Annotated in this window: 20 protein-coding genes; 14 read left to right on the forward strand and 6 right to left on the reverse strand. The window is 63.3% G+C overall.

The window, feature by feature from the left end:
- Nucleotides 1-163: 163 nt before the first annotated feature.
- The 5 genes from ACQY5A_RS03595 (at nt 164) to ACQY5A_RS03615 (ending at nt 4,982) form a co-directional block, all read left to right on the forward strand.
- Entirely contained in the window at nt 164-745 is a 582-nt protein-coding gene (locus tag ACQY5A_RS03595; protein WP_428339005.1) for a DoxX family protein, read from the forward strand.
- Between the two features lie 283 nt (nt 746-1,028).
- Complete coding sequence (locus tag ACQY5A_RS03600) at nt 1,029-2,120, forward strand: acyl-CoA dehydrogenase family protein (protein WP_428339006.1); 1,092 nt, start codon at nt 1,029-1,031, stop codon at nt 2,118-2,120.
- The gene (locus ACQY5A_RS03605; protein WP_428339007.1) at nt 2,117-3,190 is read left to right on the forward strand and encodes an acyl-CoA dehydrogenase family protein; all 1,074 of its coding nucleotides are present in this window, start codon (nt 2,117-2,119) and stop codon (nt 3,188-3,190) included. The genes ACQY5A_RS03600 and ACQY5A_RS03605 overlap by 4 nt, the downstream gene beginning before the upstream one ends.
- A gap of 11 nt (nt 3,191-3,201) precedes the next feature.
- Nucleotides 3,202-4,014, forward strand: coding sequence for an enoyl-CoA hydratase-related protein (locus ACQY5A_RS03610; protein ID WP_428339008.1), 813 nt, complete (start codon nt 3,202-3,204; stop codon nt 4,012-4,014).
- Nucleotides 4,014-4,982: a PDR/VanB family oxidoreductase gene (locus ACQY5A_RS03615; protein ID WP_428339009.1), complete on the forward strand. Its 969-nt coding sequence runs from the start codon at nt 4,014-4,016 to the stop codon at nt 4,980-4,982. The genes ACQY5A_RS03610 and ACQY5A_RS03615 overlap by 1 nt, the downstream gene beginning before the upstream one ends.
- Before the next feature lie 12 nt (nt 4,983-4,994).
- Here the strand turns inward: ACQY5A_RS03615 and ACQY5A_RS03620 are convergent, their stop codons facing one another.
- Complete coding sequence (locus ACQY5A_RS03620; RefSeq protein WP_428339010.1) at nt 4,995-5,213, reverse strand: ferredoxin; 219 nt, start codon at nt 5,211-5,213, stop codon at nt 4,995-4,997.
- On the reverse strand, nt 5,210-6,451 hold the full coding sequence (locus ACQY5A_RS03625) for a cytochrome P450 (protein WP_428339011.1): 1,242 nt from the start codon (nt 6,449-6,451) through the stop codon (nt 5,210-5,212). Before ACQY5A_RS03625 ends, ACQY5A_RS03620 begins: the two co-directional genes overlap by 4 nt.
- Before the next feature lie 408 nt (nt 6,452-6,859).
- Between ACQY5A_RS03625 and ACQY5A_RS03630 the strand changes: the two genes are divergently transcribed.
- The 7 genes from ACQY5A_RS03630 (at nt 6,860) to ACQY5A_RS03660 (ending at nt 15,344) form a co-directional block, all read left to right on the forward strand.
- Nucleotides 6,860-7,459 carry a VOC family protein gene (locus ACQY5A_RS03630; protein ID WP_428339012.1) on the forward strand — a complete coding sequence of 200 codons (600 nt, stop codon included), beginning with the start codon at nt 6,860-6,862 and terminating at the stop codon, nt 7,457-7,459.
- A 4-nt stretch (nt 7,460-7,463) separates the two neighbouring features.
- Nucleotides 7,464-8,300 (forward strand): fumarylacetoacetate hydrolase family protein, encoded by an 837-nt coding sequence (locus ACQY5A_RS03635; RefSeq protein WP_428339013.1) that lies wholly within the window; start codon nt 7,464-7,466, stop codon nt 8,298-8,300.
- A 20-nt stretch (nt 8,301-8,320) separates the two neighbouring features.
- On the forward strand, nt 8,321-10,099 hold the full coding sequence (locus ACQY5A_RS03640) for an FAD-dependent monooxygenase (RefSeq protein ID WP_428339014.1): 1,779 nt from the start codon (nt 8,321-8,323) through the stop codon (nt 10,097-10,099).
- 38 nt (nt 10,100-10,137) lie between these two features.
- Nucleotides 10,138-11,754, forward strand: coding sequence for an AMP-binding protein (locus ACQY5A_RS03645; RefSeq protein WP_428339015.1), 1,617 nt, complete (start codon nt 10,138-10,140; stop codon nt 11,752-11,754).
- A 143-nt stretch (nt 11,755-11,897) separates the two neighbouring features.
- On the forward strand, nt 11,898-13,448 hold the full coding sequence (locus ACQY5A_RS03650; protein ID WP_428339016.1) for a class I adenylate-forming enzyme family protein: 1,551 nt from the start codon (nt 11,898-11,900) through the stop codon (nt 13,446-13,448).
- 99 nt (nt 13,449-13,547) lie between these two features.
- Complete coding sequence (locus ACQY5A_RS03655; protein WP_428339017.1) at nt 13,548-14,456, forward strand: SDR family NAD(P)-dependent oxidoreductase; 909 nt, start codon at nt 13,548-13,550, stop codon at nt 14,454-14,456.
- A gap of 15 nt (nt 14,457-14,471) precedes the next feature.
- The gene (locus tag ACQY5A_RS03660; RefSeq protein ID WP_428339018.1) at nt 14,472-15,344 is read left to right on the forward strand and encodes an FAS1-like dehydratase domain-containing protein; all 873 of its coding nucleotides are present in this window, start codon (nt 14,472-14,474) and stop codon (nt 15,342-15,344) included.
- 64 nt (nt 15,345-15,408) lie between these two features.
- Here the strand turns inward: ACQY5A_RS03660 and ACQY5A_RS03665 are convergent, their stop codons facing one another.
- Genes ACQY5A_RS03665 through ACQY5A_RS03680 form a run of 4 tightly spaced genes read right to left on the reverse strand, consistent with a single transcriptional unit; the run spans nt 15,409 to nt 21,078 of the window.
- Nucleotides 15,409-16,815: a wax ester/triacylglycerol synthase domain-containing protein gene (locus ACQY5A_RS03665; protein ID WP_428339019.1), complete on the reverse strand. Its 1,407-nt coding sequence runs from the start codon at nt 16,813-16,815 to the stop codon at nt 15,409-15,411.
- A gap of 6 nt (nt 16,816-16,821) precedes the next feature.
- Nucleotides 16,822-17,775, reverse strand: coding sequence for an alpha/beta fold hydrolase (locus ACQY5A_RS03670; protein WP_428339020.1), 954 nt, complete (start codon nt 17,773-17,775; stop codon nt 16,822-16,824).
- Complete coding sequence (locus ACQY5A_RS03675) at nt 17,772-19,640, reverse strand: 1-acyl-sn-glycerol-3-phosphate acyltransferase (protein WP_428339021.1); 1,869 nt, start codon at nt 19,638-19,640, stop codon at nt 17,772-17,774. The genes ACQY5A_RS03670 and ACQY5A_RS03675 overlap by 4 nt, the downstream gene beginning before the upstream one ends.
- Before the next feature lies 1 nt (nt 19,641).
- Entirely contained in the window at nt 19,642-21,078 is a 1,437-nt protein-coding gene (locus tag ACQY5A_RS03680; RefSeq protein ID WP_428339022.1) for an HAD-IB family hydrolase, read from the reverse strand.
- 710 nt (nt 21,079-21,788) lie between these two features.
- Between ACQY5A_RS03680 and ACQY5A_RS03685 the strand changes: the two genes are divergently transcribed.
- Entirely contained in the window at nt 21,789-23,195 is a 1,407-nt protein-coding gene (locus ACQY5A_RS03685; RefSeq protein ID WP_428339119.1) for a wax ester/triacylglycerol synthase family O-acyltransferase, read from the forward strand.
- Nucleotides 23,196-23,446: 251 nt separating this feature from the next.
- Nucleotides 23,447-25,288 (forward strand): flavin-containing monooxygenase, encoded by a 1,842-nt coding sequence (locus ACQY5A_RS03690; protein ID WP_428339023.1) that lies wholly within the window; start codon nt 23,447-23,449, stop codon nt 25,286-25,288.
- Nucleotides 25,289-25,292 lie beyond the last annotated feature (4 nt).

Here is a 25,292-nt window from a genome sequence, read left to right on the forward strand (position 1 = left end):
TGCGGATTACGACACACCAGGCACCATGGGGTCCGGGGATATTCACAATCACAACGACTCGCGGCCTGGAAAAACAAAACCGCTCAGGAGCCCCTTCTTATCCTGCGATCGCGCAGCAGCATGCCGAGCTCACGTACCAACCCGCCTACCCTTGTGCCTCCTGATGGGCGCGGATGCCTTTGCCGTCAACAATAGTGTTGACACTGCGGACGCGGAGGTGGCACCATCCGGTGGCGGCCTCCTCGCCAACGTCGAGGCGCACGGCGCTTTGAGCGCCGAACCCCATCCTGGTTTACGGAGAGACTCGCCTGGCGCCCACCGAGCGCTTGCCCTCAGCCCCTGGAGGTTCGATGCAGGGTCTGTCTGCCACATATATGCAAAGGATGGTTCATCGGCGATGTTCATCGCGACCTGCGTTCTCAGCGCTGTACTGGCTGCACTGCTCGTGCTTTCGGCATACGGAAAGCTCACTCGCAACCCTGAACAGACCGCCACCATAGTGAAAGTCGGTTTTCCCGAGCGCTACATCTGGCTGCTCGCATCGTGCGAGCTCGCGGCTGCAGCAGGCATCGTGCTGGGTTTGTTCTGGTGGCCGATCGGGATCGCTGCGGGAATCGGCGCGGTGCTGTACTTCGTTCTCGCTGTTGCCTCGCATCTCCGACGAAAGATGTACGACGTGCAGTCGTCGGGAGCCATTCTGCTGCTCTCCGTGGCGGTGCTTGTCTTGAGAGCGCTCACGATCTAGAGCTTTTGTAGACCGCATCGCCATAGGATTCGCTGAGTTCACCCCTCGGCACCTGGGCTGGACCAGTGAGCGCGACGCGTGTGCGGCGGTCTCATCATCTGGTGTCTAACGTCCGGCCTGTGCCGTCGATCCAGCGTCGCGCGCGCGAGGGTCGTCATCTCCGACTGAACGGGCACAAAGGTCGTCAACGTTGACGTTGACTCTCACTGATTAGTCGTCCTAGGATGATCCCTAGTTATACGCATTCCGTTAGGGGGATCCGCCGATTAGCAGTCAGCAGCACTTGCGCGCCGACGTGCGCGAATTCGTCGGTCACGAAATGGCCGCCCGGGGGCTTGAACGGCACTGCGATTCCTGGATGATGGGCTTTAGCCCGGAGTTCAGCCGCGCGTTGGGTGCCCGCGGATGGGTCGGAATGACCTTTCCGCGTGACTTCGGCGGTGCTCAAGTTTCCAGCGAGCAGCGCTACGTGGTGATCGAGGAACTTCTGGCCGCTGGGGCACCGGTCGCCGCCCATTGGTTCGCTGATCGCCAGGTCGGGCCGGCCCTGCTGCGCCACGGAACGCCAGCGCAGCAAGCTGAGCATCTACCGCCGATCGCGCGTGGTGAACGGTACTTCTCGATCGGAATGTCTGAACCCGACAGCGGATCCGATCTCGCATCGATCAGAACTCGCGCCAAAGAGGTCGACGGCGGCTGGAGACTGAGCGGTGCGAAGGTGTGGACCAGCCTCGCCCACGTGGCCCATTACGCCCTTGTCCTCGCGCGAACCGAGCCCGTCGACAGTGATAACCGGCATGCAGGGCTTTCGCAATTCCTGGTCGACCTGAAAAGCCCCGGGGTCGAGGTTCGGCCGATAATTTCTCTCGACGGCGGCCACTACTTCAACGAAGTCATCTTTGACGACATCCCACTCGCCGATGATGCGCTACTCGGCGCACCGGGACGAGGCTGGGCGCAGGTGATGCAAGAACTAGCCCTGGAGCGCAGTGGCCCGGAGCGATTCCTATCCACGATGCCGTTGCTGCGCTGCCTCATCGAACGCGGCCGTGTCTCCGACACCGTTGAACTCGGGGTGTTGCTGGCGCAACTGCGCAGCATTCGCGCCATGTCGCTCGAAGTCGCTCAGGCGCTCGGTCGAGGCGAGACTCCCAATGTCGAAAGCGCTGTCGTCAAGGATCTCGGTACCCAATTCGAGGGCAGAATCGTCGGACTGGTGCGTGCCTCTTTCGGAGTCGGTCCGGACCTGGACTCGGACGATGAGCTGGCCAGGCTGCTGGCGGAGGCCGTATTGCGCGGCCCCGACCGTACATTGCGCGGCGGCACGAACGAGATTCTGCGAGGCATCGTTGCTCGAGAGCTGGTCACCTCATGACCGGCCAGATCGGTGAGGCCGTTCGTTCCACCCTTGACCACCAGTCTCAGGCGGGCGCGGACTGGGCCTGGGACGAATCGGCGGGCCGTTCAGCTACCCAGCAGCTCGCTGCTGGAGGCTGGCTGGGAGTGGGGCTCGACGGCGATCTGGACGGGGAAGGGGGTGACCTCGCCGACGCGGTGGCGGTCGTCGATGCGGTCTCCAGTGGCGGTTGGCCGTCACCAGTGGCCGATCTCGTTTTGGTGACCAACGGCGTCAAGAGCCTTGCCGGCATAGCTGCGGACGATGCCGGCCTGACCGTCGTCGTGCCCGACATCGGCTGGATCGACGACGACGGCCGCGTCAACGTCGACGCGGACTGGGTACCGTGGGCCACCTGGGCCAGCCAGCTGATCGTGATCATCGCGGACCGCAACGGCGACGCGGGGATCGCCGTGATCGACGCCGATTGCGCACAGCGCGCGCCGCGGCGCAGCCTCAACGGCGCACCCTGGGCCAGCGTCATTGTCAGCGGAGCTCCAGCCACGACGCTGATCCCCTTGCGCCGTCCGGCCGAAGAGGTCGCCGAGGAGATACTGGTATGCGGCGCCTTAGCCCGCAGCGTGCAGATCTCGTCGGCCCTGGCCCGGGTTCAAGAACTGACCGTCGAGCACATCGCGACCCGCAAGCAGTTCGGTCGGCCACTGTCCGCGTTTCAAGCGGTTCAGCAGAGCGTCGCCGCACTGGCAGGAGCCGTCACGGCAGCGCAGGCCGCCGTCGCCGATGCCACGCGCGGAGTCTCACACGCGGCGCAGCTACGCACCGATCCACGTCTGGCAACGGCCAAGATCCAGACCGCAAAGGCGGCCACCGAAGTGGCGGCCGTCGCACACCAGCTGCATGGTGCGCTGGGTACAGCGCGTGAGCACGAGCTGCATCGTCATACGTTGAGTCTGTGGACCTGGCGGGAGGAGTTCGGCGCCGAGCACTACTGGGCAAGTCGGCTGGCCAGCGACGCGTTGGCCGCGCCCGACCTGTGGGCGTGGCTTACCGAGGACGGCGCGGGCGTTGAAGTTGCCCGAGTGCCGTGATGGCTCCAGTGGTGAGTGTCGACCGTCGTGGACCGGTGGCGGTCCTTGCTTTGGACGATCCCGATCGGCGTAACGTGCTGTCCGCTGCCATGGTGGGCGAGATCGCGGTTGCGATGGATGATCTGGAGGCCGATCCGGCGATACGAGCGTTAGTGGTGACCGGTGCGGGCACGACGTTTTGCGCCGGAGCCGAACTCGCCACCCTCGAACAGGCCGCAGAAGGCGACTTCGGGCTGATCCGCGGAGTTTACGGGGGCTTTCTGCGCATCCTGAATTCCCCACTCGTCACGATCGGAGCGATCAACGGTGCGGCGGTGGGCGCCGGGTTTAACTTGGCTTTGGCCTGTGACGTACGTGTCGCCGCCGACACAGCCCGTTTCGTATGCCGGTTCGCCGAACTGCGCATCTTTCCCGGGGGAGGTCACGGTTGGCTGCTCTCGCGGGCGGTCGGCCATCAACAAGCAACCCTGGCGCTGCTGCTCGGTCAGACGTGGAACGCCGACCAGGCATACCGGGTAGGACTGGTGGCCGATGTCGTTGACCGCCCGAAAGTAGTTGACAATGCCATAGGACTCGCCGCCGGTCTCGGCGACATGGAAGCCGAATACGTGCGACGGCTGGTGGGCTGGTTGCGCCGAGCACCGCTGGTAGCCGATCACACTGACGCGCTCGAGACCGAAGCGGTGCAGCAGGAATGGTCAACGCGCCGCCCCGCGTTTCTTCGCGGGCTTACCGACATCAGGGCGTCGATCGGACAGCGGAACGCGAAGCCGGCGGTCGACAGGGCGGGGGCGCCGTCCATCCGGAAGGGTGGGACCGTCTGATGAGCCAAAACGCTCATGCGGAACAGGAATTCGACCTCGTGGTCACCGAGCGCCGTGACGAGGCTGAGGACGTCGTCGCGTTGCGGCTCGCACGGCCAGACGGCGCCGGGATGCCGAAGTGGCAACCGGGCGCCCACATCGATCTGATGCTCGACTGCGGCCTTATCCGACAGTATTCGTTGACCGGCAACGCCGTTTCAGGCGGGTCCAGCTGGGAAATCGCGGTGCTGCGCGAGCACGATGGGCGGGGTGGGTCGCGGTGGATCTTCGACTCGCTGCAACCCGCATCGAAGGTTCGGGTGCGAGGCCCGCGCAATCATTTCGCGCTGGAGCCGGCGCCGAACTACCTCTTCGTTGCCGGCGGGATCGGCATCACGCCGATCCGTGCGATGGTGGCCGCCGCCGAGCACGCCGGTAATCCATGGCGGCTGCTCTACGGCGGGCGCCGCGCTTCCTCGATGGCCTACGTGGAGGAACTGGTATCAGAGTATGGCGAGAAGGTGCTCGTGCGGCCCGAGGACCAATTCGGCTTGCTCGACCTGGCCGGCTTCGTGGCCGAGGCACCGCCGGGGACCAAGTTGTATTGCTGCGGGCCGGAGCCGCTGCTGACGGCGGCCGAACGGCAGTGTGCCAGCGAGGCGGCGTGTGACCTGCGGGTCGAACGTTTCTCGGCGCGCCCGGCCGAGCCCGGCGTCGTGGACCGCGAGTGCGAGGTGGAACTCGCTCAAACCGGCGCCACCGTAACCGTGCCGCCCGGGGTGTCCATTCTGGCCGCCGCCGAGGAGGCGGGCGCGTTCGTGACGTCGTCGTGTGAGGAAGGCACCTGCGGATCCTGTGAGACCGCGGTGCTCTCCGGCACACCCGAGCACCGCGACTCCGTGTTGAACGCCCAGCAGAGGGCCGCCGGGGACACCATGATGATCTGCGTATCGCGATGCGCGGGCGGCAAACTGGTGCTCGACCTGTGAACCTGATAGTCCTTATTCGGTCTGCTCGGCGTCGATGAGCTCGATCGCCGCCATCGGACAGGCGTCGGCGGCCTTGGTCAACTCGGCGTCGGTCCACTGACCGTCCGGGTCGAACACCGAGAGGCCGTTGGCATCGAGATGGAAGGCGTTCGGCGCCTTCTGCACACATTGGGACGCGCTCGCGCACAGGTCGGGATCGACGAACGCGTGCATCCGGGACTGCCCGCTCATCGCTCGCGAAACCGGACTTCGAGGCTTTGCAGGCTGCGGGAGGATAGCGTCTTGTTGTAGCGCAGCTCGGGGGTCAGCACCTCGATGCCGGAGAATTCCTCGCTGAGGTATGCGTAGGCCTCCTGAGCCTCTAACCGGGCCAGCGGCGCCCCCAGGCAGGTGTGTATTCCCTGGCCGAATCCGAGATGCTTATTAGGCCAGCGGGTGGGGTCGAACTGCTCGGGTGCGTCGAAGAACTGCGGGTCGTGGTTGGCGCCGTGCTGGACCAGCAGCAGCCGGTCGAGCTTCTTGATCTGTTTGCCGTGCAGTTCGAACCCCTCCCTGGCCCAGCGCGCGAGGCCGCGGATCGGCCCGTCGAACCGCAGTACTTCTTCGACCGCGGTGCGGACCGTCCGGGGGTCGTCAGCGACCTGCTGCCAGGTGCCGGGGAACATGTCGAAGGCCACCACACCGTTGGAAATCAGGTTCATCGTGGTCTCGTGTCCGGCGAACACCATGAGAACGACGTTGGCGATGATCTCCTCTTCGGTGAACCGTTCGCCGTCGAGCTCGGCGTGCACCATGCCGGAGATCAAGTCGTTGCCCGGCTCGCTCGCGCGGGCCCGCACGATCGGGCGGATCAGGTCGACCAGGCCTTGCATCGCCTTCGCGCCGGTTTCGAATCGGTTCGCGTTCTGCCCCTCGAAGAAGATCACCGCGCCAAGATCTTCCGACCATTCACGCAATTGATGACGGCCCTCCGCGGGCACCCCGAGGTACTCGGCTATCACCACGACGGGCAAGGTGAAGGCGAATTCGCCGAGGAAATTCACCCGCTCGCGGCCCCGCAGCGGCTCGGCCAATTCGCGCACCAGTTCGCGGATGCGCGGCCGCAGCACATCCACGCTCTTCGGGGTGAACGCGGTGTTGACCAAGGACCGCAAATGGGTGTGGTACGGGCGGTCCTTGGTGAACATCCACTTGTTCATGAAGTCGATGAGCTGCTGGTAACGGGAGGCGGAGCCGATCAGGTCCTTCGCGAACGGCCCCTCGAACCTGTCGGAGGACAGTCGGTCGTGATCACGAAAACCGGCGGCGACGTCGTCGTACGCGGTAAGTATCCACCCGTTCCAGCGAGCGTTCCAATACACCGGGTCGGTGTCACGAAGGCGCTTGTAGAAGGTGCGCGGTTCGTTGATGGCCTCGAAGCTCAGGAGGTCGTCGAGGTCGGGGGACACGGTTTGAGACGACTCTGGCACATGTGCTCCTTGGTCGGGGGTGGCGGACGCTTTCTTGGTGCGCGACCGATGGACCCGCAGCCGATACCGCGGCGGCATACCCATCTTCAGTCGACCGACCTTCTTGTGTCAACATTCGCGTTGACGGCTCACAGTCTCTTGGGAGGACGGCGACGCCACTTGTCACGTATCGGCTCTCGGCCAAATGTGCCGAGAACTCGGCCAAACTTAATCAACAACTGTGTTGACAGTTTCAAAGTTGTCGACAAGTATGAGGCCCGTGAACGTGATCGAACACACATCAGCGCCTCATTGTGAGTGAGCAGGCCACTCGGCCGGACCGTCTCCGGGCGGCGTTCGGCTGGGTTTGGTGCGACGGTGTCGCCGCGTCGATTTCGGTGTGGCCGAAGGCGAGAGGAGCGTAGAGAAATGGCGTCTGATCTGGAGTTGGCGCATGTGGTGTTCCAGACCAGCAGGATCAACGAGATGAGGGACTTCTACGCGCAAGTTCTCGGCGCTCGCGTGGTGTTCGAGACTGATGAGTCGTGTTTGATCACCTTCGACGAGGAGCATCACCGGGTGGCATTCACCCAGCCGCCATTTCCGCTAGAGAACAAGTCGCCCGCGGCCGCGGGGCTGCATCACTCCGCGTATACCGTCCCCTCGATCGACGCGTTGTTGGAGCGTTACTCGGAGCTGGCCGCGGGCGGGGTGCAGCCGGCGGTTTGCGCCCAGCATGGGGTGACCACATCCATGTACTACCTGGATCCGGATGGCAATTTCTGTGAGTTCCAGGTGGATAATTTCCCGACTCCCGAGACGTCAGTCGAGTACATGGAGGGCCCTGAGTACTCCGCCGATGCTGCGGGGCCGACCTTCGATCCTGAGCGGATGATTCAAGCGCGACGCGAGGGCGTGGATGTCGGGGTGGTGTCGACGCGGTCGTGGGCGTTGGCGGGGGCGCCGCTACCGGGGGTGATGGAGGCGTTCGGGGCGGCGTTGGCAGATTACGCCTCCGCGAGGTCCTGAGCGCATGCGACTGCTGAATTACCGGGGGCGTGCTGCACTCTTGGCCGGCCCAGGTGAGGGAATCGATGTCGAGGCGGCGTTCGCCGCCGACCTCGGGTCGATTTACGACCGCTGGTCGGAGTTTTGCTCCTGGGCGTCGGGCGCAAGCGATTACCCGAAGTTTCCTATCGAGGACGACGACATCGGACCTCCCGTGCCGGCGCCTCGCCAGGTTTTTGCGGTCGGCTTGAACTATCGGGACCACGCCGAGGAGGGTGGTCTGGGGGTCCCCGACGAGCCGATGATCTTCACCAAGTTCCCGGCCAGTGTCACTGGGCCGTTCGCCGATATCGAATTGCCCTCTGACGCAGTCGATTTCGAGTCCGAACTGGTCGTCGTAATAGGTCACCGCGCCTATCGGGTGCCGGAAGCTCTGGCCTGGGATTACGTGGCGGGCCTAACCGGTGGGCAGGACCTGTCCGAGCGGCGTCTGCAAACGTCAGGCGCTCCTCCGCAGCAGTTTTCGCTGGCGAAGTCGTTTTCCGGATTCGCCCCAATTGGTCCGTACCTTGTCACCCCCGATGAACTCGACAACCCCAACGACATCGGTTTGGGGTGTCGGCTCAATGGCCAGCCCATGCAAACTGACCGCACTAGAAACATGATCTTCTCGGTCGCGCAATTGGTTGCGTACCTGTCGGCGGTGCTACCGCTGCTGCCGGGGGATCTGATCTTCACCGGTACACCGTCGGGCATCGGGTGGACACGTGACCCCCAGGTGACATTGAGTGCCGGTGATCAACTGGTCACCGAATTCGACGGAATCGGGTCGATGCGCAACCACTTCATAGCAAAGAGCTAATACAGAGGAGTAACTCGGTCATGCGAGAAATCAATGTCCCGGTGTTCGTCGTCGGCGGCGGCGGCTGTGGGCTGTCGTTTTCCATATTCCTGTCCAACCTCGGTGTCGAACATCTGGTGTGCGAGCGTCGGGAGGGGACCTCGCGCAAACCCAAAGCGCACTATCTCAATCAGCGCACGATGGAGATCTTCCGTCAGCACGGCATCGCCGATTCGTTGCGAGCTGCCAGCGCCCCCATCGACAAGATGGGGCGGGTGCAGTGGATGACGTCGCTAGGGGGCGATGGCCCGCTGGATCGTCGGGTGTTTCACACGATGGAGGCCTTTGGTGGGGGGTCGTTGCGGACCCGTTACGAGGAGGACTCGCCGGTGTTGTCCGGCAATTTGCCGCAGATTCGACTGGAGCCGTTGTTGCGGCGCTGCGCGGCGGATCGAGCACCGTCGAGTGTGCTGTTCAACCATTTGGTAACCAAGGTCAGCCAGGACGCCGATGGGGTCACCGCGCTGGTCGAGAACAATGACAACGGAGAGGTGTTTCGGGTCAACGCCCAGTATCTGGTGGGTGCGGATGCGGGCCGGTTGGTCGGTCCGACGTTCGGGATCGACGTGCAGGGCCCGACCGGTCTGCTGGAGATGGTGGGTGTGCACTTCAGCGCCGACCTGTCGCAGTGGTGGAACGACGACATCTTGTTGACGTTCTTCACCAACCCCGAGGGGGTTGGAGACTTACTGGGCAGTGGTGCGATGGCGGTGCTGGGTCCGACCTGGGGCAAGCATTCCGAAGAGTGGGTTATCCAGTTCGCGTTCGGTGCCAACGATCCGGCCCGTAAGAACGACAGGGCCATGGTGCCGCGAGTCCGGGAACTGCTCAAGCTCCCGGATCTGGAGTTGGAGGTGCACGGAATCAACCACTGGGTGCTCGAGGGGATCCTGGCCGACAAGTATCAGGTCGGGCGTGCGTTTATCGCCGGTGACGCCGCGCACCGTCACCCCCCAACCACCGGTCTGGGGTTGAACACCGCCTTCGGTGATGCGCACAATCTGGCGTGGAAACTGGCGTTGGTGCTCAACCAGGGCGTCTCGCCAGCACTGCTGGACACCTACGGGCCCGAGCGCCGAGAGACCGGGCGAGAGAATGTGGACTGGGCGATGTTCACCTTCATGAACCATGGGGTGCTGGACGCTGGGCTGGGTTTGACTCCGGGGGCGCCGCTGGAGCAATCCAAAGCGGCGTTCGAGACGTTATTCTCCGACAGTCCAATGGGTGAATGGGTACGCGCGCGCGCCGAACAGGTGTTCCGCACGCACCACGTCGAGACGCAGGCCCACGACCGCGAGATCGGCTATTCCTACCGCTCCGGCGCTTTGGTCCCGGATGGCACGGAGCCTCCGCCGCGCGACCCGGTGGGCCTGGTCTACACGCCGACCACCCGCCCCGGTCACCGACTGCCGCACGCCTGGATCGAGTCCGCGGAACGGGGCCGCGTTTCCACCCATGACCTGACCCCGGTCGAACCGTCATTCGTACTGATCACCGGTGACGACGGCAGCCCCTGGCGGGAGGTGGCCGAACGGGTGGGCAAGGGTCTGGGCGTGACCGTCATACCCGTGTCCATCGGCGAGCGCGGCGACTACACCGACCCCAGTGGCAAATGGCAGGCCGTCCGGGAGATCGGCGACGGCGGGGCGATCCTGGTCCGCCCCGACAACCACATCGGCTGGCGCGCCATGTCCGCCGTCGCCGACCCCGGCGTCGAACTCACCACCGCGCTCGCCCACGTACTTGGCGCCCACACCTAACGCAGAAGCACCAGCAAAAAAGAGATACGGCGGGCATCGTGGAAACCCATGACCTAACGGCGGCCATTCAGCAGTATGAAAGTGTCGGCGCGTTGTTGGCGGCGCGAGCGGCTGAGCATCCCGACCGCACCTTGCTCAAATGGGAGAGCCAGTCGATCAGCTACCAACAAATGTTCGACGACGCCTGCCGGGTCGCGCACTCGTTGTCTGAACAAGGTATCGCCAAAGGGGACCGCGTGGCGGTCATGATGGCGACATCGCCGGACTGGCTCAGGGTGTGGTTCGGCACCGTTCTGCTCGGCGGAGTGTTGGTTCCGATCAATTCCGCGCATATCGGCGACGGACTGCTTTATCAGCTGAACGATTCCGAGGCCGCAGCGGTGATTATTGACGCTGAGTTCGTGGAGCGTGTCGAGGCGGTCGCACAGAACTTGTCGATCAAGCGCGTATTCGTCAGGGGCCCGGTGCCAGACACGTCGACGCTGTCGCAGGTGGAATCCCTGGATAAACTGATGGGTGGAACGACGGCGAGTGTGCCGGCGGTGTCGGTTTGGATCGAGGATCCGGCGACTATCCTCTACACCTCGGGTACGACTGGGCCGCCCAAAGGTTGCGTCTTGCCCCACGGCCAATACGTGGCGGCTGCGTTCCTTCATGCCGACCACTGTGGGTACGACGCAGACACTGTCATCTACACCTGCCTGCCACTCTTTCACATCAATGCGCAGATTTACTCGGTTCTTTCCGCAGTATCTGCAGGCGCCACATTGGCGATGGATCAGCGATTCAGTGCGAGCCGGTTCTGGGGCAGGCTGCGTGCCGTGGGTGCGACGGCCTTCAACTTCGTTGGGTCGATGGCGATCTCGTTGTGGAATCAGCCTCCGAGCCCCCAGGACAGGGACCATAACGCCGCGGTCGCTTTCGGCGTTCCCATCCCACTGGACATTTGGGGTGAGTGGGAAGAGCGATTCGGATGCAAAGTCGTCTACGCCTACGGTATGACCGAGAACGCCTTACCGGCAATTTTTCACCACAACGAGACTCCGGTGTTGCCACGCTTGCGGGGCGCCGCAGGCAAGGGAAGTCTGACCACCGAGGTCGCGATCGTCGACGACCGGGATAACCCCGTCGCGGCCGGGGTTACCGGGGAAATCGTGACTCGACCGCGAATCCCGTGGACGATGATGACCGAGTACTGGCGCAAGCCACAAGCCACCATCGAGGCGTTCCGAGGCTGCTGGTTTCACACTGGCGACTTGGGCTACGTGGACTCCGACGGATACCTGTTCTACGTCGATCGGAAGAAGGACGCCGTACGACGAAAAGGGGAAATGGTGTCTTCGTGGGAGGTCGAGACGGCGGTGGGACGGTTCGCCGCCGTCGAGGAGTGTGCGATGGTGGCAGTGCCCTCAGAGATGGGCGAAGACGAGATCATGGTGGTGGTGGTGCCCCGCGACGGCGCCCTCGTCGATCCGGCAGAGTTGATTGAGTTTTGCCGCGACCGGATTCCGAAATTTCAGATACCCCGCTACGTGAGGATCGTCGCCGATCTGCCCATGACCGCGACAGCGAGGGTCGCGAAGTATCAACTCCGCAAGGAGGGTGTGACCGCTGATACCTGGGACGCTGCGGCCGCCCCCACAATCGGCATATGAGTCAGGACAATCCACGTCGTGTCGAGATTCGGGATTCCAGTCAACAATGGTGTTGACGTAACCTTCGTCAGCCTTTTATTGTCGATCAATCCGCTTGATCGTGCACTCAACGACGGTCCAATCCAACCAATCGGGAGACTCGGATGACAGCTGTGGCGGCCGCATTGGCCCGAGGTGCATCCGAGCGCTGGGGCGACCGTGAATGCACGAGTCTGGATGACGACCGACTGACCTTCACGCAGCTAGATACCTGGGCGGATCAGGTGGCGCGCAACTTTATTGACGCCGGAGTCGCGCCCGCAGACCGTGTTCTGGTGCTGCTACCCAACTGCCTCGAAATACTGCCCGCCGTCTGCGCGGCGTGGCGGATCGGCGCGGTGGCGACGCCGGTAGTCGCGATATACCGGCAACACGAACTACGTTCGATCGTGCGGGAGGTGCAGCCGGCCGTCGTCGTGACGGCAGTGGAGTTCGCCGGCCGATCGATGTGCTCCGAACTTGACGACTGCTTCGATGAGATCGGTTTTCAGCCCGTCGTGAAGTACGCGACGGGACTGAATGCAGGCCAGGCCACTTCGTGGCGCCCATTCCCAGGGCGAAATGAAGCCAGCGGCCCGTCGATATCCATCCCCATGCCATCCGAGCCCGACGCAGAATGCCTGCGGCTCTACACATCTGGGTCTACCTCGGCGCCGAAAGGCGTCAGATTGTCGTCAACGGCGGTCATCGCGGGTGCGCTGCAGTATCAGAGGAGCCTGGACTTCGGGCCGGATGACGTCAGCGCCGTACTGTCGCCCCTCGCGCACGTTGCAGGTTTGCTCGGTGCGTGTTTGGTGCCGCTGACGTCCGGAATACGCAGTGTCGTTCTCCGGCGCTGGAACCCACGCGCAGCTGTCGACCTCATCGACCGGGAAAAGGCAACTTGGTCACTGGGAGCCGCTACCTTCCTGCACGACATTGTGAAGGAATACGACGAATCGGACCGGCCGCTGCACAAACTCCACTACTTCGTCTGCGGTGGCGCGCGGACCCCACCTGAACTCATCGAACGGGCCGACGAGCATGGGATCAAGGCGTTCCGGGCCTACGGAATGACGGAATGCGCCGGCAACGCGACATTCGCGGAGCCCACCTCATCTCTGAGTCGGCGGGCGCACTGGGATGGACAGATCAATCCCGGCGTCGACATCCGGATCGTCGATCCGTCCGGCGCCCTCGTCGCGGAGGGCGAAGAAGGCGTGATCGAGATCGGAGGTGCTCAGGTGATGCTGGGCTACTGCGACCCAGAGCTGACCGCACAACAGATGCGGGAGGGGTGGTTCGACACCGGCGATGTCGGCAGGGTCTCGCCCGACGGTTGGGTACAGATCACCGGACGGACCAAGGAGATCATCAATCGGGGCGGAGAGAAATTTTCCGTCAAGGACATCGAGGAGGTCCTCACACGTCATCCAGACGTGGAGGCCGCTGCCGTGATCGGCGTTCACGACGATCGACTTGGCGAAGCCGTCTGCGCCTACGTCGTGCCGAATAAGGGTTCATCGTCGTTCGACCCGAAAGCGCTGGCCGACTTCATGATCGAAGCGCACATGACAAAAGCCAAGATTCCGACCGAATGGCATCAACTCGAGTCGCTGCCCATATCGGCGACCGGAAAGGTGCAAAAGCATCTCCTGCGCCAAGATCGGTCTTAGGTCCGAGGACATCGTGTATCGACTCAGCCCGGCAAAACAGGAGTCAGTCGATCACTTCATTGGTGGCAAATAAAATCCGAAAGAAGAAAGAAGGTACCGATGAGCGACCTGCGTGGAAAGGTAGTCGTAATCACCGGTTCGGGCCGAGGAATTGGAAGAGAGCATGCGTTGGCATTCGCCGACCTCGGCGCACACGTGATCGTGAACGACTTGGATTCCGACGTCGTCGATTCGGTAGTCGGAGAGATCTCCTCCGGCGGCGGATCAGCCGAGGCGAATAGCGACGACATATCGAGTTGGGATGGCGGGCAACGGATCGTCGAACAGGCGATTGCCAATCACGGCAAGCTCGACGTCCTCGTGTGCAATGCCGGTATCGTCCGTGATCGCATGGTGTGGAATATGACCGAGGCCGAGTGGGACAGCGTGGTGTTGTCACATTTGAAGGGCCACTTCGTCCCCATCCGAACCGCGTGTGCGCACTGGCGTGAGACCGCGAAAAAGACCGGCGTTCCCGCCAACGGGCGGATTATCACGACCTCGTCCGAGGCCGGACTCTACGGTCACGATGGCCAAGCTAACTACGCCGCAGCCAAAGCCGGTGTCGTGGGACTGACCTTCGGCGTAGCTAGGGAAATGCAGCGGTACGGTGTGACAGCCAATGCCATTTGCCCGCGCGGCCGCAGCCGAATGACCGATGGCGCATTCGGTGCGGTAGAACTCAAAAGCGGAGATTTCGACCTCTGGGACCCGGCAAACGTCGCCCCGTGGCTGACCTACCTGGCCAGCGATGCCGCCGCGAACATCACCGGGCAAGTGTTTGTCGTACACGGCGGCACGGTCTCATGGCTCAAAGGCTGGACCGAGACTGCAAACATCGAGCAGGATCGCCGTTGGACCCTCGAGGAACTCGACGAAGCGGCAGCCCAACTGATTCCAGAACTTTCGGTGGTCCCTGAGCCCTTCCCGGTCTTCATTCCCACCGCCGATGCGACGACAACCAAGTGAAACCCGCTGCGCTGTATGACTTCCACTGACTCACGACCGATCAGCACCGTACTTACGCCGCTGACCCTTACCGACCTCGTCAGGTACGCCGGCGCCTCGGGCGATTTCAATCCGATTCATCACGACATTGAGTTCGCCCGGGCCAACGGCCATCCGGGGGTGTTCGCGATGGGGATGCTCGGCGCTGGAATGCTCGGGGACGCGGTGCTTTCGCACTGCGGTGCATCCGCGGTCGCTGATTGGAAGGTCAAGTTTCACGCGCCGATCTGGGTCGGGGATGAATTGACCTGCAGATTGACCGCGCAAGAGTCTGTCGGAAAAGAGGAGAGGTATCACCTCGAAGTACTAGTCGCCGATCAGGTTCGGATATCCGGCAGTGTGCGCACAGCCCAGGACAAGCCTGAACTTGATGAGATTGGCAGGTCAGCCGACATTATCTCCGAGATCGCCGAACGTGAGTTAACTGACGTCGAATTCGTCGTCGAACGCGGAAAGGTGTCCGAATTGGCGCGTGCCCTTCGAAGCTCGAACCCGCTCCACTTCGACAGCGACGTCGCGCAGAATGCCGGCTTTCCCGATTGCGTCGCACCACTCACCATTGGTGTAGTGAGTGCCCATTGGGATACCGGAGATGCCACGGCGCTGCCCGCTGCATTGGGCCTCGACGTCAGCAGGGTCGTCCACGGAACCCAATCGTGGTCCTACCGCCGAATTCCACACGTCGGTGACGTACTTCAGGGCCGGCGCAGGGTCGTGTCCGCTCGCCACAAGCCGACGCGATCGTCTTCGCAACCAATGACCGTCGTCGAGATCGAGACGGAATACCGAGATATTGCCGGCCTGCCGGTGGTGCGTGAAGTCATCGGCATCATCGAGCTACCCGCATAGGTGCTCGTGCGGCGCCCGGTCGGCGAGGTCATCGATGTCGATCGTCCGAGCGCGGCGAGATGGACTAGCTCCCCAAGCTGAGCACCTCGTCGAAGCCCGCGTGCAGGCATTTCGAAAATCCGTCGACGTCGACGATGGCGTCAGGGTCGAAGTTGATTCCGATGCAGCACGTCGCATCGTAGGACAGCATTGTCACCATCGCCGTGACCCCTGGGCGCGGCCCGATGATGTAGAGCCGCTCCACTTTTGAGCCGGCCAGGTAAAACGTTCTTTCAATCGCCGCCATGTTCGAGGCTTGTAGGTCCAAGACGCCGCTCATGCCGCTGGCGATCTGGGTGAGCAGTACGCCGGGAAGGCGACTGAGAACGGGAGCGACGAGATCGGGGAGCCCTATCGCCGGTTCCGACCGCGCATCGGAGATCAGCTCGTGGATCTCAGCGATCCGCAGTCGAGGGTCGCTCTCGCCGACAGGCGCCGCAAATCGGGCGCCGGCGAAGCGATTTCCGCCCAACGGGTCGTCGTCGGTTCGTAGACTGACAGGTATTCCTATTGGCAGGTAGTCGACGTCGACGCCGTTCGCCTCGTGATACATCCGTACCGCGCCAAGAAGCGCGGCGAGGAACGCGTCGTTGACCGAGCCTTCCGCGGCCTTCGCGGCGCTCTTCAGAGCAGCCAGCGGCACGTCTAGTGTGATGAAGTGGTAGCGGCTGCCACCCTCCCCGAACGCAGGTGAGCGCTTCGCCTGCGGTGGCTTCAAGACCCGGCGCAACGACTTGCCAAAACGAATGGCGTCAGTGGTGATACGGACCGGGTCTCCGGTGAAGCGGCCCAGCGTGTGCACCGCCTCACGACCGAGTTCGACGGGCGCGGCAGTCGCCCGAGTAACGAGCCGATTGGCGAGAAGGCCCCATGGCGACTCGGCCGGACGAACGGTTGACGGCGCGCTGACCGCGGGCTCACTAGGCTCGCGGCTGTGCCCATGAGTCATGTCGAGCAACTGGAGCATGCCGAGTCCGTCGGAGAGGCTGTGGTGAAGCTTGAACAAGTAGGCTGCCCGGCCATCGGGTAGCCCGCCGACAAGCAGGGATTCCCATGGCGGCCGATCGAGATCCAGCGGCGCGGCAGCCATTTCTGCCGCGATCGCGTACATATCGACGAGGGAGCCTCCCTGCGGCAGTTGCACGTGTTTCAGGTGATGGCCCATGTCGAAGTGGGGATCGGGCGACCACGCCGGCGCAACCAACGGCAGCGGAGGTTCTACCACTCGGTCGCGTAGACGGGTAATGCGCCTGGTCAGCCGTTCATGAGCCGCGACCAGACGATCCCAATCCGGTTCTTGGTCGAGCAACTCGACCACCACACCGGACGACCGTGTTCGATGGTCTCCTTCGGCCCGCCACATAAGTGCCTCCCAGGCGCTGAGGTCTGGCGGGCCACCCCAACTCGCCAGAAGGTCCTTGCGGTCATCCATGTCTTCTCACCCAACTGTCTCGTTCGGCGACGTCGTGGCGTCGACGGCTCGGGTCACTTCGAGGATCAGCCGCGCGACCCCAGCCGGATCGTCGGACATCGGGACGTGGCCGGCATCGTCGATTCGCACCAGTTCTGCGCCCGGAAGTCGCTCGACCATAGAGGCCCCGAAGTGCTGGTAGGGCAACACCCGGTCGCGCTGCGGCCATATAAGGCGGATCGGGTAGTCCCGGTCGGCCGGCAGCGGTGCGACCTGCTCCTCGTGCGGTAACACCTTGAGGAGTTCGACCACCCCCGGCATGCTGGCCGCCCCCCGGATGCTGACCGCAACCGCTTCTGGAGACACCCGGCTGGGGTAGGCAACCTGGGTGTACAACATGGGCCACCGCAGCAGCGGTCGTGACGCAATGACGTCGGCGAACGCGGTGAGCCGGGCCATCCGTTGAATCGACAACCTGATGATCGACGACGTCAGCTCGAGTCGCCACTGAGACCGCGTCGTGCCGCCCGGACTGATCAGCACCAGTGAACGTGCTCGGCCGCGACGGGCGAGCTCGATCGCGACCCAGCCGCCAAGCGAGTTGCCCACCACGTGCACTCGGTCGAGGCCCGCACGGTCGAGTTCTGCTTCGACGCCGTCGACGAGCGCCGTGAGTGAGGGTTTGTTCGAACTGTCAAATGGCCGCGCGCCAGGGTGTCCCAGCAAGGTCGGCGCCAACACGTCATGATGGCACTCGAGGTGCGGCAGCACCGGCGACCAAACCCGCCAGCTCGCCGTGACACCGTGCACCAGCAGGAGCGCGCTGCCCGAGCCACCCCGATGGACAGGGGTGTGCTCCAAACGCGGGACCGCGGGACGCGGCGTCCGCAAGTGAAGCCAGACCATCGTGCCCGCCGCTAAACCCATAATCCCCACGAAGTCGCGCAGTAGCGAGTGCGGGAGACGCGTGGCGTATTTCATTCGTTCACACCTTTCGGATAAATCGAAATTGGCGATGTTCCTCGGTCCGCGAGGATGCCGATGGCTTGCTCAAGCCCAGCCAGCTGGTCGACGAGGTCGCGGCGGAGCTCGGCAAGCTTGCTGGGAGAAGCCGTCGGATCGAGCAGGCCGCGATGGCGAGCCATCTTCAAACCGGTGCTGAACATCTCCCCTGAGACCGATTCTTCGCTCGCGATGATGCGTTGCAGCGACCATTGCCTGGCCAGTCGCAGGCACCCATCGAGAACTCGCCGCTCGTCGAAATCTTCGTCCGGATCCAGGTCGAGCAGTTCTGCGGCGACTACCCGGTAGGCGTCGATATACGGGCGCAAGACCAGGTGAGCGACTAGCAAAGCGCTATTGGACAGCCACTGCGCGGCTTTCGCCGGATCGACATCGACGTGGCGATCATGGTCAGCGCCGACGCCGGCCATGATCGCGACCTCATTCCAAAGTTCGTCGGCGAATTCGTCACGGCCGGCGAAAAAGAAGTCGAACTTCAGCAATTCACGCAGTTCCAGCGCCTTTTCCCAGGCGGCACGGGTATCGCCGTCTGGTAGCCGCACCAACGACAACAGGGCGAGCTCGGCGATCGCGCGGACTAATAGCACGTGCACCGCGCTATTTCGGTAAACCGCCGCGACGAGGTGCTGATCCCGTCCGACACCCCAGATGGTCTCGGGACCGCCGGCATATTTCGTCAGCACACCGGAGTCGACGAGGTCCGTCAGGGTGCGGGCCACTGTGGCGCGGTCGGTCAGGTTGGCTCCTCCTGCGACGGGCCATCCCCGGATGGCCAAATAGTGCGCCAGAGGCGCCACGGTGGCGCACACCTCGTTGAGAGTGAGGGCACGGACTTCGCCGAGCATGGCCACGCAGACGGCCGCTGTTGCAGTCACCGGCGTGGTCCGATTGATGCGGTGACAGATGTCCAGTGCCATGCGTTCGACGACCTCCTTGTCGTCCAGCCCCTCTTCGCGTAGCGCAGTGAGGCGGTCGTAGACCGGAATAGGCGCGCCGAAATCCAAGTAGATCCGTCCCAGTTGCGCTTCGAGTCGGCGAGCGTAGTTCACGAGCCAACGCATGTCCTCCGGCTGTTTACCGAGGCCGCGGGACTCTGCGGTCATCAGTTCCAACTCGTGCAGGGGCAACTGGTCATACATGATCGAGACGGGCACTATCAGTGCGTCCTCGGCCGCAACCGATTCGATCGCATCGGTCACGTACCGCAGCAGCCCATAGCGGGGCGGTCGCAGCTTGCCGGTTCGGGTCCGGCCCCCCTCGATAGACCACACCAGATTCCTGCCGGCGGTCACCATCCCCCCGACCAGGGAACGCAACGCCAACCGGTAGACGGGCAAGTTGCTGGATGCCCGCCGGACATGCATAGTTCCGTTCCGCCGGGCCAGCGTGCCCAATGGGAAAAAGTTCAGGTTGGCGCCGGCCAGCCCGAAGGGAGGGGAAATCCCCGCCTGGACCAGACTCTGCGGCAAGGTGAAGCCGTCCAGATAGGACCGGTGCGAGAGGAGAAAGATCAATGTGTGTTTGCGGTCCAACCTGCGCAGGGTGGCCAGTTCCTCGTCGTTGGTGATCAGCTTGTAACCGCGTGTCAACCACGCCGAGAGTCGCTCCCACGCTCCCAGTACCGCGGGATTGTGGGTGGCCGCTATCTCGCGGACGTAGCCACAGGCCTCGGCATAAACGTCGACGGCGTCGCGCCCCAGCTGCGTGGCCAGTTGCGTTGTCGCACGCCCGAATTCCTCGGACACGATCAGTGCGGCGGTCTCGGGCGAATCGGCTGGCCGCAGCCGGCCGATGTTCAGTCCGCGAGTGATGGAGCCCAGCATTTCAGGTACCCCTCGACGTGGCGGCAGCAATCGCCAGCGACCATTGCCGGCCCGCTTCAACGCCCGGCCAGTCGTCGAGCGTGTCAACATAAAGTTGTCGCACCTGGGGCAGCCAGGTGTTGATATCGTTCCTAGACCAGCCGTCTGTCGGGAGCGGCTGGTGGACCGCCACCTCAATGGTTCCCGCCTGAGCGATCATCGAGTTACGCCACATTATTTCCCCCGCGTTGCGGATGACGATGGGCACGATCGGCACTTGGGCGTCCCGCGCGAGGTGAAACCCACCCTTTTTGAATGGCCCGATGGTCGGGGTGAGCGAGCGGGTTCCCTCCGGCGCTATCGCTATGGAGACACCGTCGCGCAACTTGTCGAGCGCCGGCTGCAGAGCCGAGATCGCCGCAGACGTGTCGGACCGATTGACGAACGCAACACCGGCGAGGTCGAACATCCGGCCGACCACCGGCACCTTCCTGATTTCGGCCTTGGCGACCACTGTGAACCCCCGCCGCACGACCCGCGAGGCGACAAGCATGTCGATCAGGCCGCTCTGGTGGTTGACGAAGAACACCGCCGGACGATGCGACTGCGAATGCTCGCCGCCGGTTACATCGAATTTGATGGCACCCAAGGGGCCCGCCGCCCGACCGAACAGCGTCGTGGCGAGATCCACGCCGCGACGGTGGTCGCGAGTCGCGACGCCGACGACGGCACCGACGCCGGCGGCCGCCAGCAAACTGCCGAACATCGCGGCTGTGCGCAGGGCGGGGGCTGGGCCACGCCGTGCTGGTTGGGTCGCGATCTCCAACGACGACCACCCACTGCGGTCCGCATGCGCACGCAGTGCAGCTTCGGGGTTGACCGGGTGCGGCGAACCGACCGCATCCAGCAGCGCGATATCCTCGTCACCGTTAGCGTAGGCATGGCATTGCCGTAGGTCGATATTGTTGCGCGTGGCGAATTGAGACACGGCGGCCAGTTTTCCGTCGCCCCACAGCGGCCGGCCCGCCACCTGACCCGTCACTACGCCGCCTTCGGTTGCCATTGCGGTGTAGAGCACATGGTCGATTCCCAATTCACGGGCGAAGGGTTCTGCCTCCATCCGCGTCCCCGACGTCACGAGCACGACCATGTGTCCCTGGTTCTGATGCGCGCGGACCAGTCGCCAGCACCCGTAGATCAGCCCGGCGGCCGCGCCGTCGACGAAGAGCTGCTCGGCTTCCTCCCGCAGTTCGTCCTCAGTTCGCCCAATCCATAGTCGAATTGATTGCTCGAACCGCTCGGCGAAGGATTGCTCGTCCACAGCGTGACCGGACTCTCCAGGCACTGTGGGGCGGGTTGCGATCAGCGTGCCCTCGAAGTCGAAGATGGCCGCGACGCGCTGGCCGGGATGGTCAGCGCGAACGCAGGCAACCACGGAATCGACGCTGAGCGTGGTCATAACGTCCTCCGAAGCGATGTCGGTCGGTCCGGCTGAGGGGACGCGACGCGACGCGACGACTGTGTCCTGGGTAACAGTAAGGACGCACGAGGCAACTGTCAACGCGGTCGTTGACGGCCAAACGAGCCTCAACGCCCCCGTTCGACCCGATGGATGGGGGAGCGTCAATCAGGCCCTGGAGCTTGCTATGTGTCGTCGGACGCCCGCCCGTGCAAGCCGCCCCCGCATCCCGGTGTCGCGAGACCACCTGAATCTGCTCATCACGCGGCGCCAGTCTTAACCCAGGTGTACGCGACATCGCGGGCTCGCCGACACCAGGCGGCCGTTGGCCGCGCGTTCCGCAAGATTGCATCAACGTAGGTGTTGACGAAAGCGAGATGACAGTTCTACTCTGCGAGGCGAATCACACCCGCAGGCGATTATGGCGGTCGCCATGGTTGGCGAGGAGGCAGCCTTATGGCGGCTGGATAACGCGGACCTCTCGGGACGATACGGGAACGGTCAAGCCGCGCTGGCAAGCACGTTCCGAATCCACCGCTCTCGAGTGAGTTTGCACCTCAATACCCAAGTCGCAGTGGCGACTTCAGGTGAACTGCCCGGCTGTCGAGAGGTCGAGGTGATGCTCCAGCTTGCCGCCGCTTACGCGTCAGCTCCTGCGCCTCTTTTCCGCCTCGAGAAACCCTGCGGCAACGGTAAAGATTAGGAATCAAATGGAGCAATTGTCAGGCACCGACTCGATGTTCACTTGGGCGGAACGCCCACCGGAACTGCCTATGCATATGGGGATGGTGATCGTCTACGACGCTGCCAGCGCGCAAGGAGGTAACCACCATGCCCAGGACCTGCGAGATCACCTCGAATCGCGTGTTCGGACATTACCGGTGCTCAAGGAACGTCTTGTTCGAGTTCCCTTCGACCTCGATCACGCGTACCGCACTCCTGCTGCCCGATTCGACTTCAACGAACACATCACTGTCGAAGCGCTTCCGGCACCGGGGGGCATGCGTGAGCTGACGAATGTGGCACTGAGATTCACCAACGAGATCATGCCGGACCCCGAGAAGCCGCCGTGGCGGTTCTGCATCGTGGAGGGGTTGATGACCGTGCCCGGCGCGGCGCCCGGCAGCCTTGCACTCATCACGAAATATCACCATGCGCTCGTCGATGGCGTGCTGGCCTTCCAACTGCTGAACGCGCTGCATGATTCGGATGCGCGACCACAAGAAGTGGTGCCTGTCATTGCCGGCTCGGAAAAAATTCCCGGTCAAGCCTCGCTCCTGATGAGCGCTGCGGCGCACACGGCGACACGAGGCGTCACTGCTATCCGCGTCGGGAGCCGCGTGTTTCGGAAAATCGCCGCAGCGCAGTTCCGACGCGGCCTGGAAAGGCCAGGAACCGTGACCCGCCCGACAACCCCGTTCAGCGGACCCGTCTCGGCTGCGAGAGTCTTTTCGACCTGGCGATGCACACTTGCCGAGGCGAAAAGGCTCAAACGGCAAGTCCCGGAGGCGACGGTCAATGACGTGATGATGACCCTTATCGGGGGTGCGCTACGCCTGTACCTGGCGGGCAAGGACGAGTTGCCGGACGAAACGCTTGCAGCGCTGTGCCCGATTTCTTTTCGCGCGGAAGGCGCGAAGGAAGTTGCCGGCAATCACGCCACCATGATGTTGGCGCCTATCGGCACTGACATCGAAAATCCCGTACTGCGGTTGGCGATCATCGCCGACGCCACGAAGTCGGCCAAGGCGACAGTGTCGGATCTGGGTCCTCAGACGTTTGCCGAGGTGGCCACGCTGTTACCCGGAGCAATAGGCAGTCCGTTGTTACGGGTGATGCACGTTCTGGCGGGCAAGGTCCCGTTGCCGTTCAGCGGACTGGCCATCAGTAACGTACCGGGCCCGCGCGAGCCCCTATCGGCAGGTGGAGTACGAGTTGCCGACATCTTCGCGATGAGTTTCCTCATCGACGGCATGGGGCTCGTGGTCGGAATCATGAACTATCTGGACGACCTCATTCTCACGGTCACGGCCGACGGTGCCGCGATGCCGGATCTCGACTTCTTCGTCGAATGTATCGATCAGTCGTGGAAGGAGCTCAGCGCGCTGCCGGAATAGGATCGCGGCCCGTCCTAACTAGCGACTGGACACGACAGCGAGGAATAGTCGGCGGCATCGATGGTGCTTGACGAGTCAACGAGACCGACGCCCGCATGCGTGAGCGAACGGCAGCCCGCGAAATGTCCGTTGCACACGCCTCCACCGTCGGTCAACGTTAGTGTTGACGAAATTTAGACCATGCCGTTCAATGGGTTCCAAGACGTCCTGTATCGGCGGCAGCATGTCCGCGGGAGAGAAGTGAATCGAGCATGAGCGTGATCGACACAGAGATTTCGGTCGACATCGACAACATCTATGCGGCCTGGCTGGAGCGTTTTGGCGACGCGTTGGAGCGTCGAGCGGTTGTCGAACTGATGCATCTGTTCGACGACGATAGCTACTGGAAGGACGTCCTGGCGTTCACCGGGGGTTACCGCACTTTCGGTAAGAAGCCTGATATCGCCCGGGCGTTGGAGGCCACGCTCGATGGCGCCGGGCCCAAGCGGGTGCGGCAGGCTAACGGGCGGACGGCGCCCCGCCTGGTCCGTCGGTCGGCAAAGTGGGTCATAGAGGCCTACTTCGACTTCGATACCTCGATCGGGACCGGCACCGGGTTCGTCCGCTTACTGCACGACGAGGCCGATCCGGCAAATCCCCGCCTCTGGATTCTGCTGACCACGCTGCAGGAATTAGCGGGCCTGGAAGAAGGTGTCGGGCCGCGGCGCCCCAGCGGACTGGAGTACTCACACACGTTCGCCGGTGATAACTGGGCCGATCAACGCCGCAAGGCGCACGAACAGGCGGGCGACCACCCAGAGGTGCTGGTCGTGGGTGCGGGTCAGGCCGGACTGGCGTTGGGCGCGCGGCTCTCTCAGCTCGGCGTCAAGACGCTGCTGGTGGAGAAGAACGCGGCAGTCGGCGACAATTGGCGCAATCGGTACCACTCGTTGACACTGCACAACGAAGTGTGGTCCAACCACCTGCCCTATCTGCCGTTTCCGGACAGCTGGCCTGCGTTCGTGCCGAAAGACAAACTCGCCGGATGGTTGGAGGCGTACGCAGAGTTCATGGAGCTCAATGTGTGGACTTCCACACAGTTTCTCGGGGCCGACTTCGACCCGGCCGCCAAGCGGTGGTCAGCGCGTGTACGCCGCGGCGACGGATCCATCGACGTGATCTGCGCTCAGCACCTGGTCTGGGCTTCCGGCGGCACGAGCGGCGTACCAAACATCCCCGCGTTGCCCGGATTGGCCGACTTCGCCGGACCTGTCATACATTCGAGCAGCTTCTTGGGCGGCAATGAATTCAGCGGCAAGAGAGCATTAGTGATCGGCACCGGCACCAGTGGACATGACGTGGCTCAGGATCTGCACAGCAATGGTGCCGCGGTGACGATGATGCAGCGCAGTCCCACTTGCGTCGTCAGCTTGGTCCCCGGCGGGACGCTCGTGTATGCGGTCTATTCCGAGGGGCCTCCAGCCGACGATGTGGACCTGGTCACCGCCGCGATCCCGTTTCCGGTGTTGCAGAACAGCTATCAGTACCTGACCAAAAAGACAACGGAGCTGGACCGCGACTTGCTTGACGGACTCAAGGCCCGCGGATTCAAACTCGACACCGGTCCGGATCAGACTGGATTTCACATGCTTTACCTTCGGCGCGGAGGTGGGTACTACATCAACGTGGGCTGCTCGGAGCTCATCGCCGCTGGTGAAATCGCGTTGATGCAGTTCGAGGAATTCGAGACCTTCGTCCCAGGTGGTCTGCAGACCCACTACGGCGGCACCCGCGACTTCGATGTCGTGGTGCTGGCCACCGGCTATCGCGACCAGAAGGAAGGGATTCGCGACGCGCTCGGCGAGACCGTGGCAGGACGGGTCGGGACCGTGTGGGGGTTTGACGACAACTACATAATGAGCAACATGTGGCAGCGCACCGGACAGGAGAACTTCTGGCTGGCCGGTGGCTCGTTACTCGATTGCCGTCTGTACTCGAGGTTTCTGGCGTTGCTGATCCAGGCAGATCTGGCTCACGTCGCTCTCCCGGAAACCCAGCTGGTGTCCACAAGTTACGACTCAAGTGGGTTGACCAGCATCATCGGCGCACCATAGCCGG

Origin of the sequence: Mycobacterium sp. (assembly GCF_965277065.1) — a bacterium.
Lineage (GTDB): Bacteria > Actinomycetota > Actinomycetes > Mycobacteriales > Mycobacteriaceae > Mycobacterium.

What these genes read in the sequence shown, in the direction of transcription:
- ACQY5A_RS03660 (WP_428339018.1), top strand. Translation starts at nt 14,472, where the DNA reads ATGACTTCCACTGACTCACGACCGATCAGCACCGTACTTACGCCGCTG.
- ACQY5A_RS03665 (WP_428339019.1), bottom strand. Translation starts at nt 16,815, where the DNA reads ATGGATGACCGCAAGGACCTTCTGGCGAGTTGGGGTGGCCCGCCAGAC.
- ACQY5A_RS03675 (WP_428339021.1), bottom strand. Translation starts at nt 19,640, where the DNA reads ATGCTGGGCTCCATCACTCGCGGACTGAACATCGGCCGGCTGCGGCCA.
- ACQY5A_RS03670 (WP_428339020.1), bottom strand. Translation starts at nt 17,775, where the DNA reads ATGAAATACGCCACGCGTCTCCCGCACTCGCTACTGCGCGACTTCGTG.
- ACQY5A_RS03615 (WP_428339009.1), top strand. Translation starts at nt 4,014, where the DNA reads ATGAGCCAAAACGCTCATGCGGAACAGGAATTCGACCTCGTGGTCACC.
- ACQY5A_RS03655 (WP_428339017.1), top strand. Translation starts at nt 13,548, where the DNA reads ATGAGCGACCTGCGTGGAAAGGTAGTCGTAATCACCGGTTCGGGCCGA.
- ACQY5A_RS03620 (WP_428339010.1), bottom strand. Translation starts at nt 5,213, where the DNA reads ATGAGCGGGCAGTCCCGGATGCACGCGTTCGTCGATCCCGACCTGTGC.
- ACQY5A_RS03630 (WP_428339012.1), top strand. Translation starts at nt 6,860, where the DNA reads ATGGCGTCTGATCTGGAGTTGGCGCATGTGGTGTTCCAGACCAGCAGG.
- ACQY5A_RS03650 (WP_428339016.1), top strand. Translation starts at nt 11,898, where the DNA reads ATGACAGCTGTGGCGGCCGCATTGGCCCGAGGTGCATCCGAGCGCTGG.
- ACQY5A_RS03640 (WP_428339014.1), top strand. Translation starts at nt 8,321, where the DNA reads ATGCGAGAAATCAATGTCCCGGTGTTCGTCGTCGGCGGCGGCGGCTGT.
- ACQY5A_RS03605 (WP_428339007.1), top strand. Translation starts at nt 2,117, where the DNA reads ATGACCGGCCAGATCGGTGAGGCCGTTCGTTCCACCCTTGACCACCAG.
- ACQY5A_RS03685 (WP_428339119.1), top strand. Translation starts at nt 21,789, where the DNA reads ATGGAGCAATTGTCAGGCACCGACTCGATGTTCACTTGGGCGGAACGC.
- ACQY5A_RS03690 (WP_428339023.1), top strand. Translation starts at nt 23,447, where the DNA reads ATGAGCGTGATCGACACAGAGATTTCGGTCGACATCGACAACATCTAT.
- ACQY5A_RS03595 (WP_428339005.1), top strand. Translation starts at nt 164, where the DNA reads ATGGGCGCGGATGCCTTTGCCGTCAACAATAGTGTTGACACTGCGGAC.
- ACQY5A_RS03635 (WP_428339013.1), top strand. Translation starts at nt 7,464, where the DNA reads ATGCGACTGCTGAATTACCGGGGGCGTGCTGCACTCTTGGCCGGCCCA.
- ACQY5A_RS03680 (WP_428339022.1), bottom strand. Translation starts at nt 21,078, where the DNA reads ATGACCACGCTCAGCGTCGATTCCGTGGTTGCCTGCGTTCGCGCTGAC.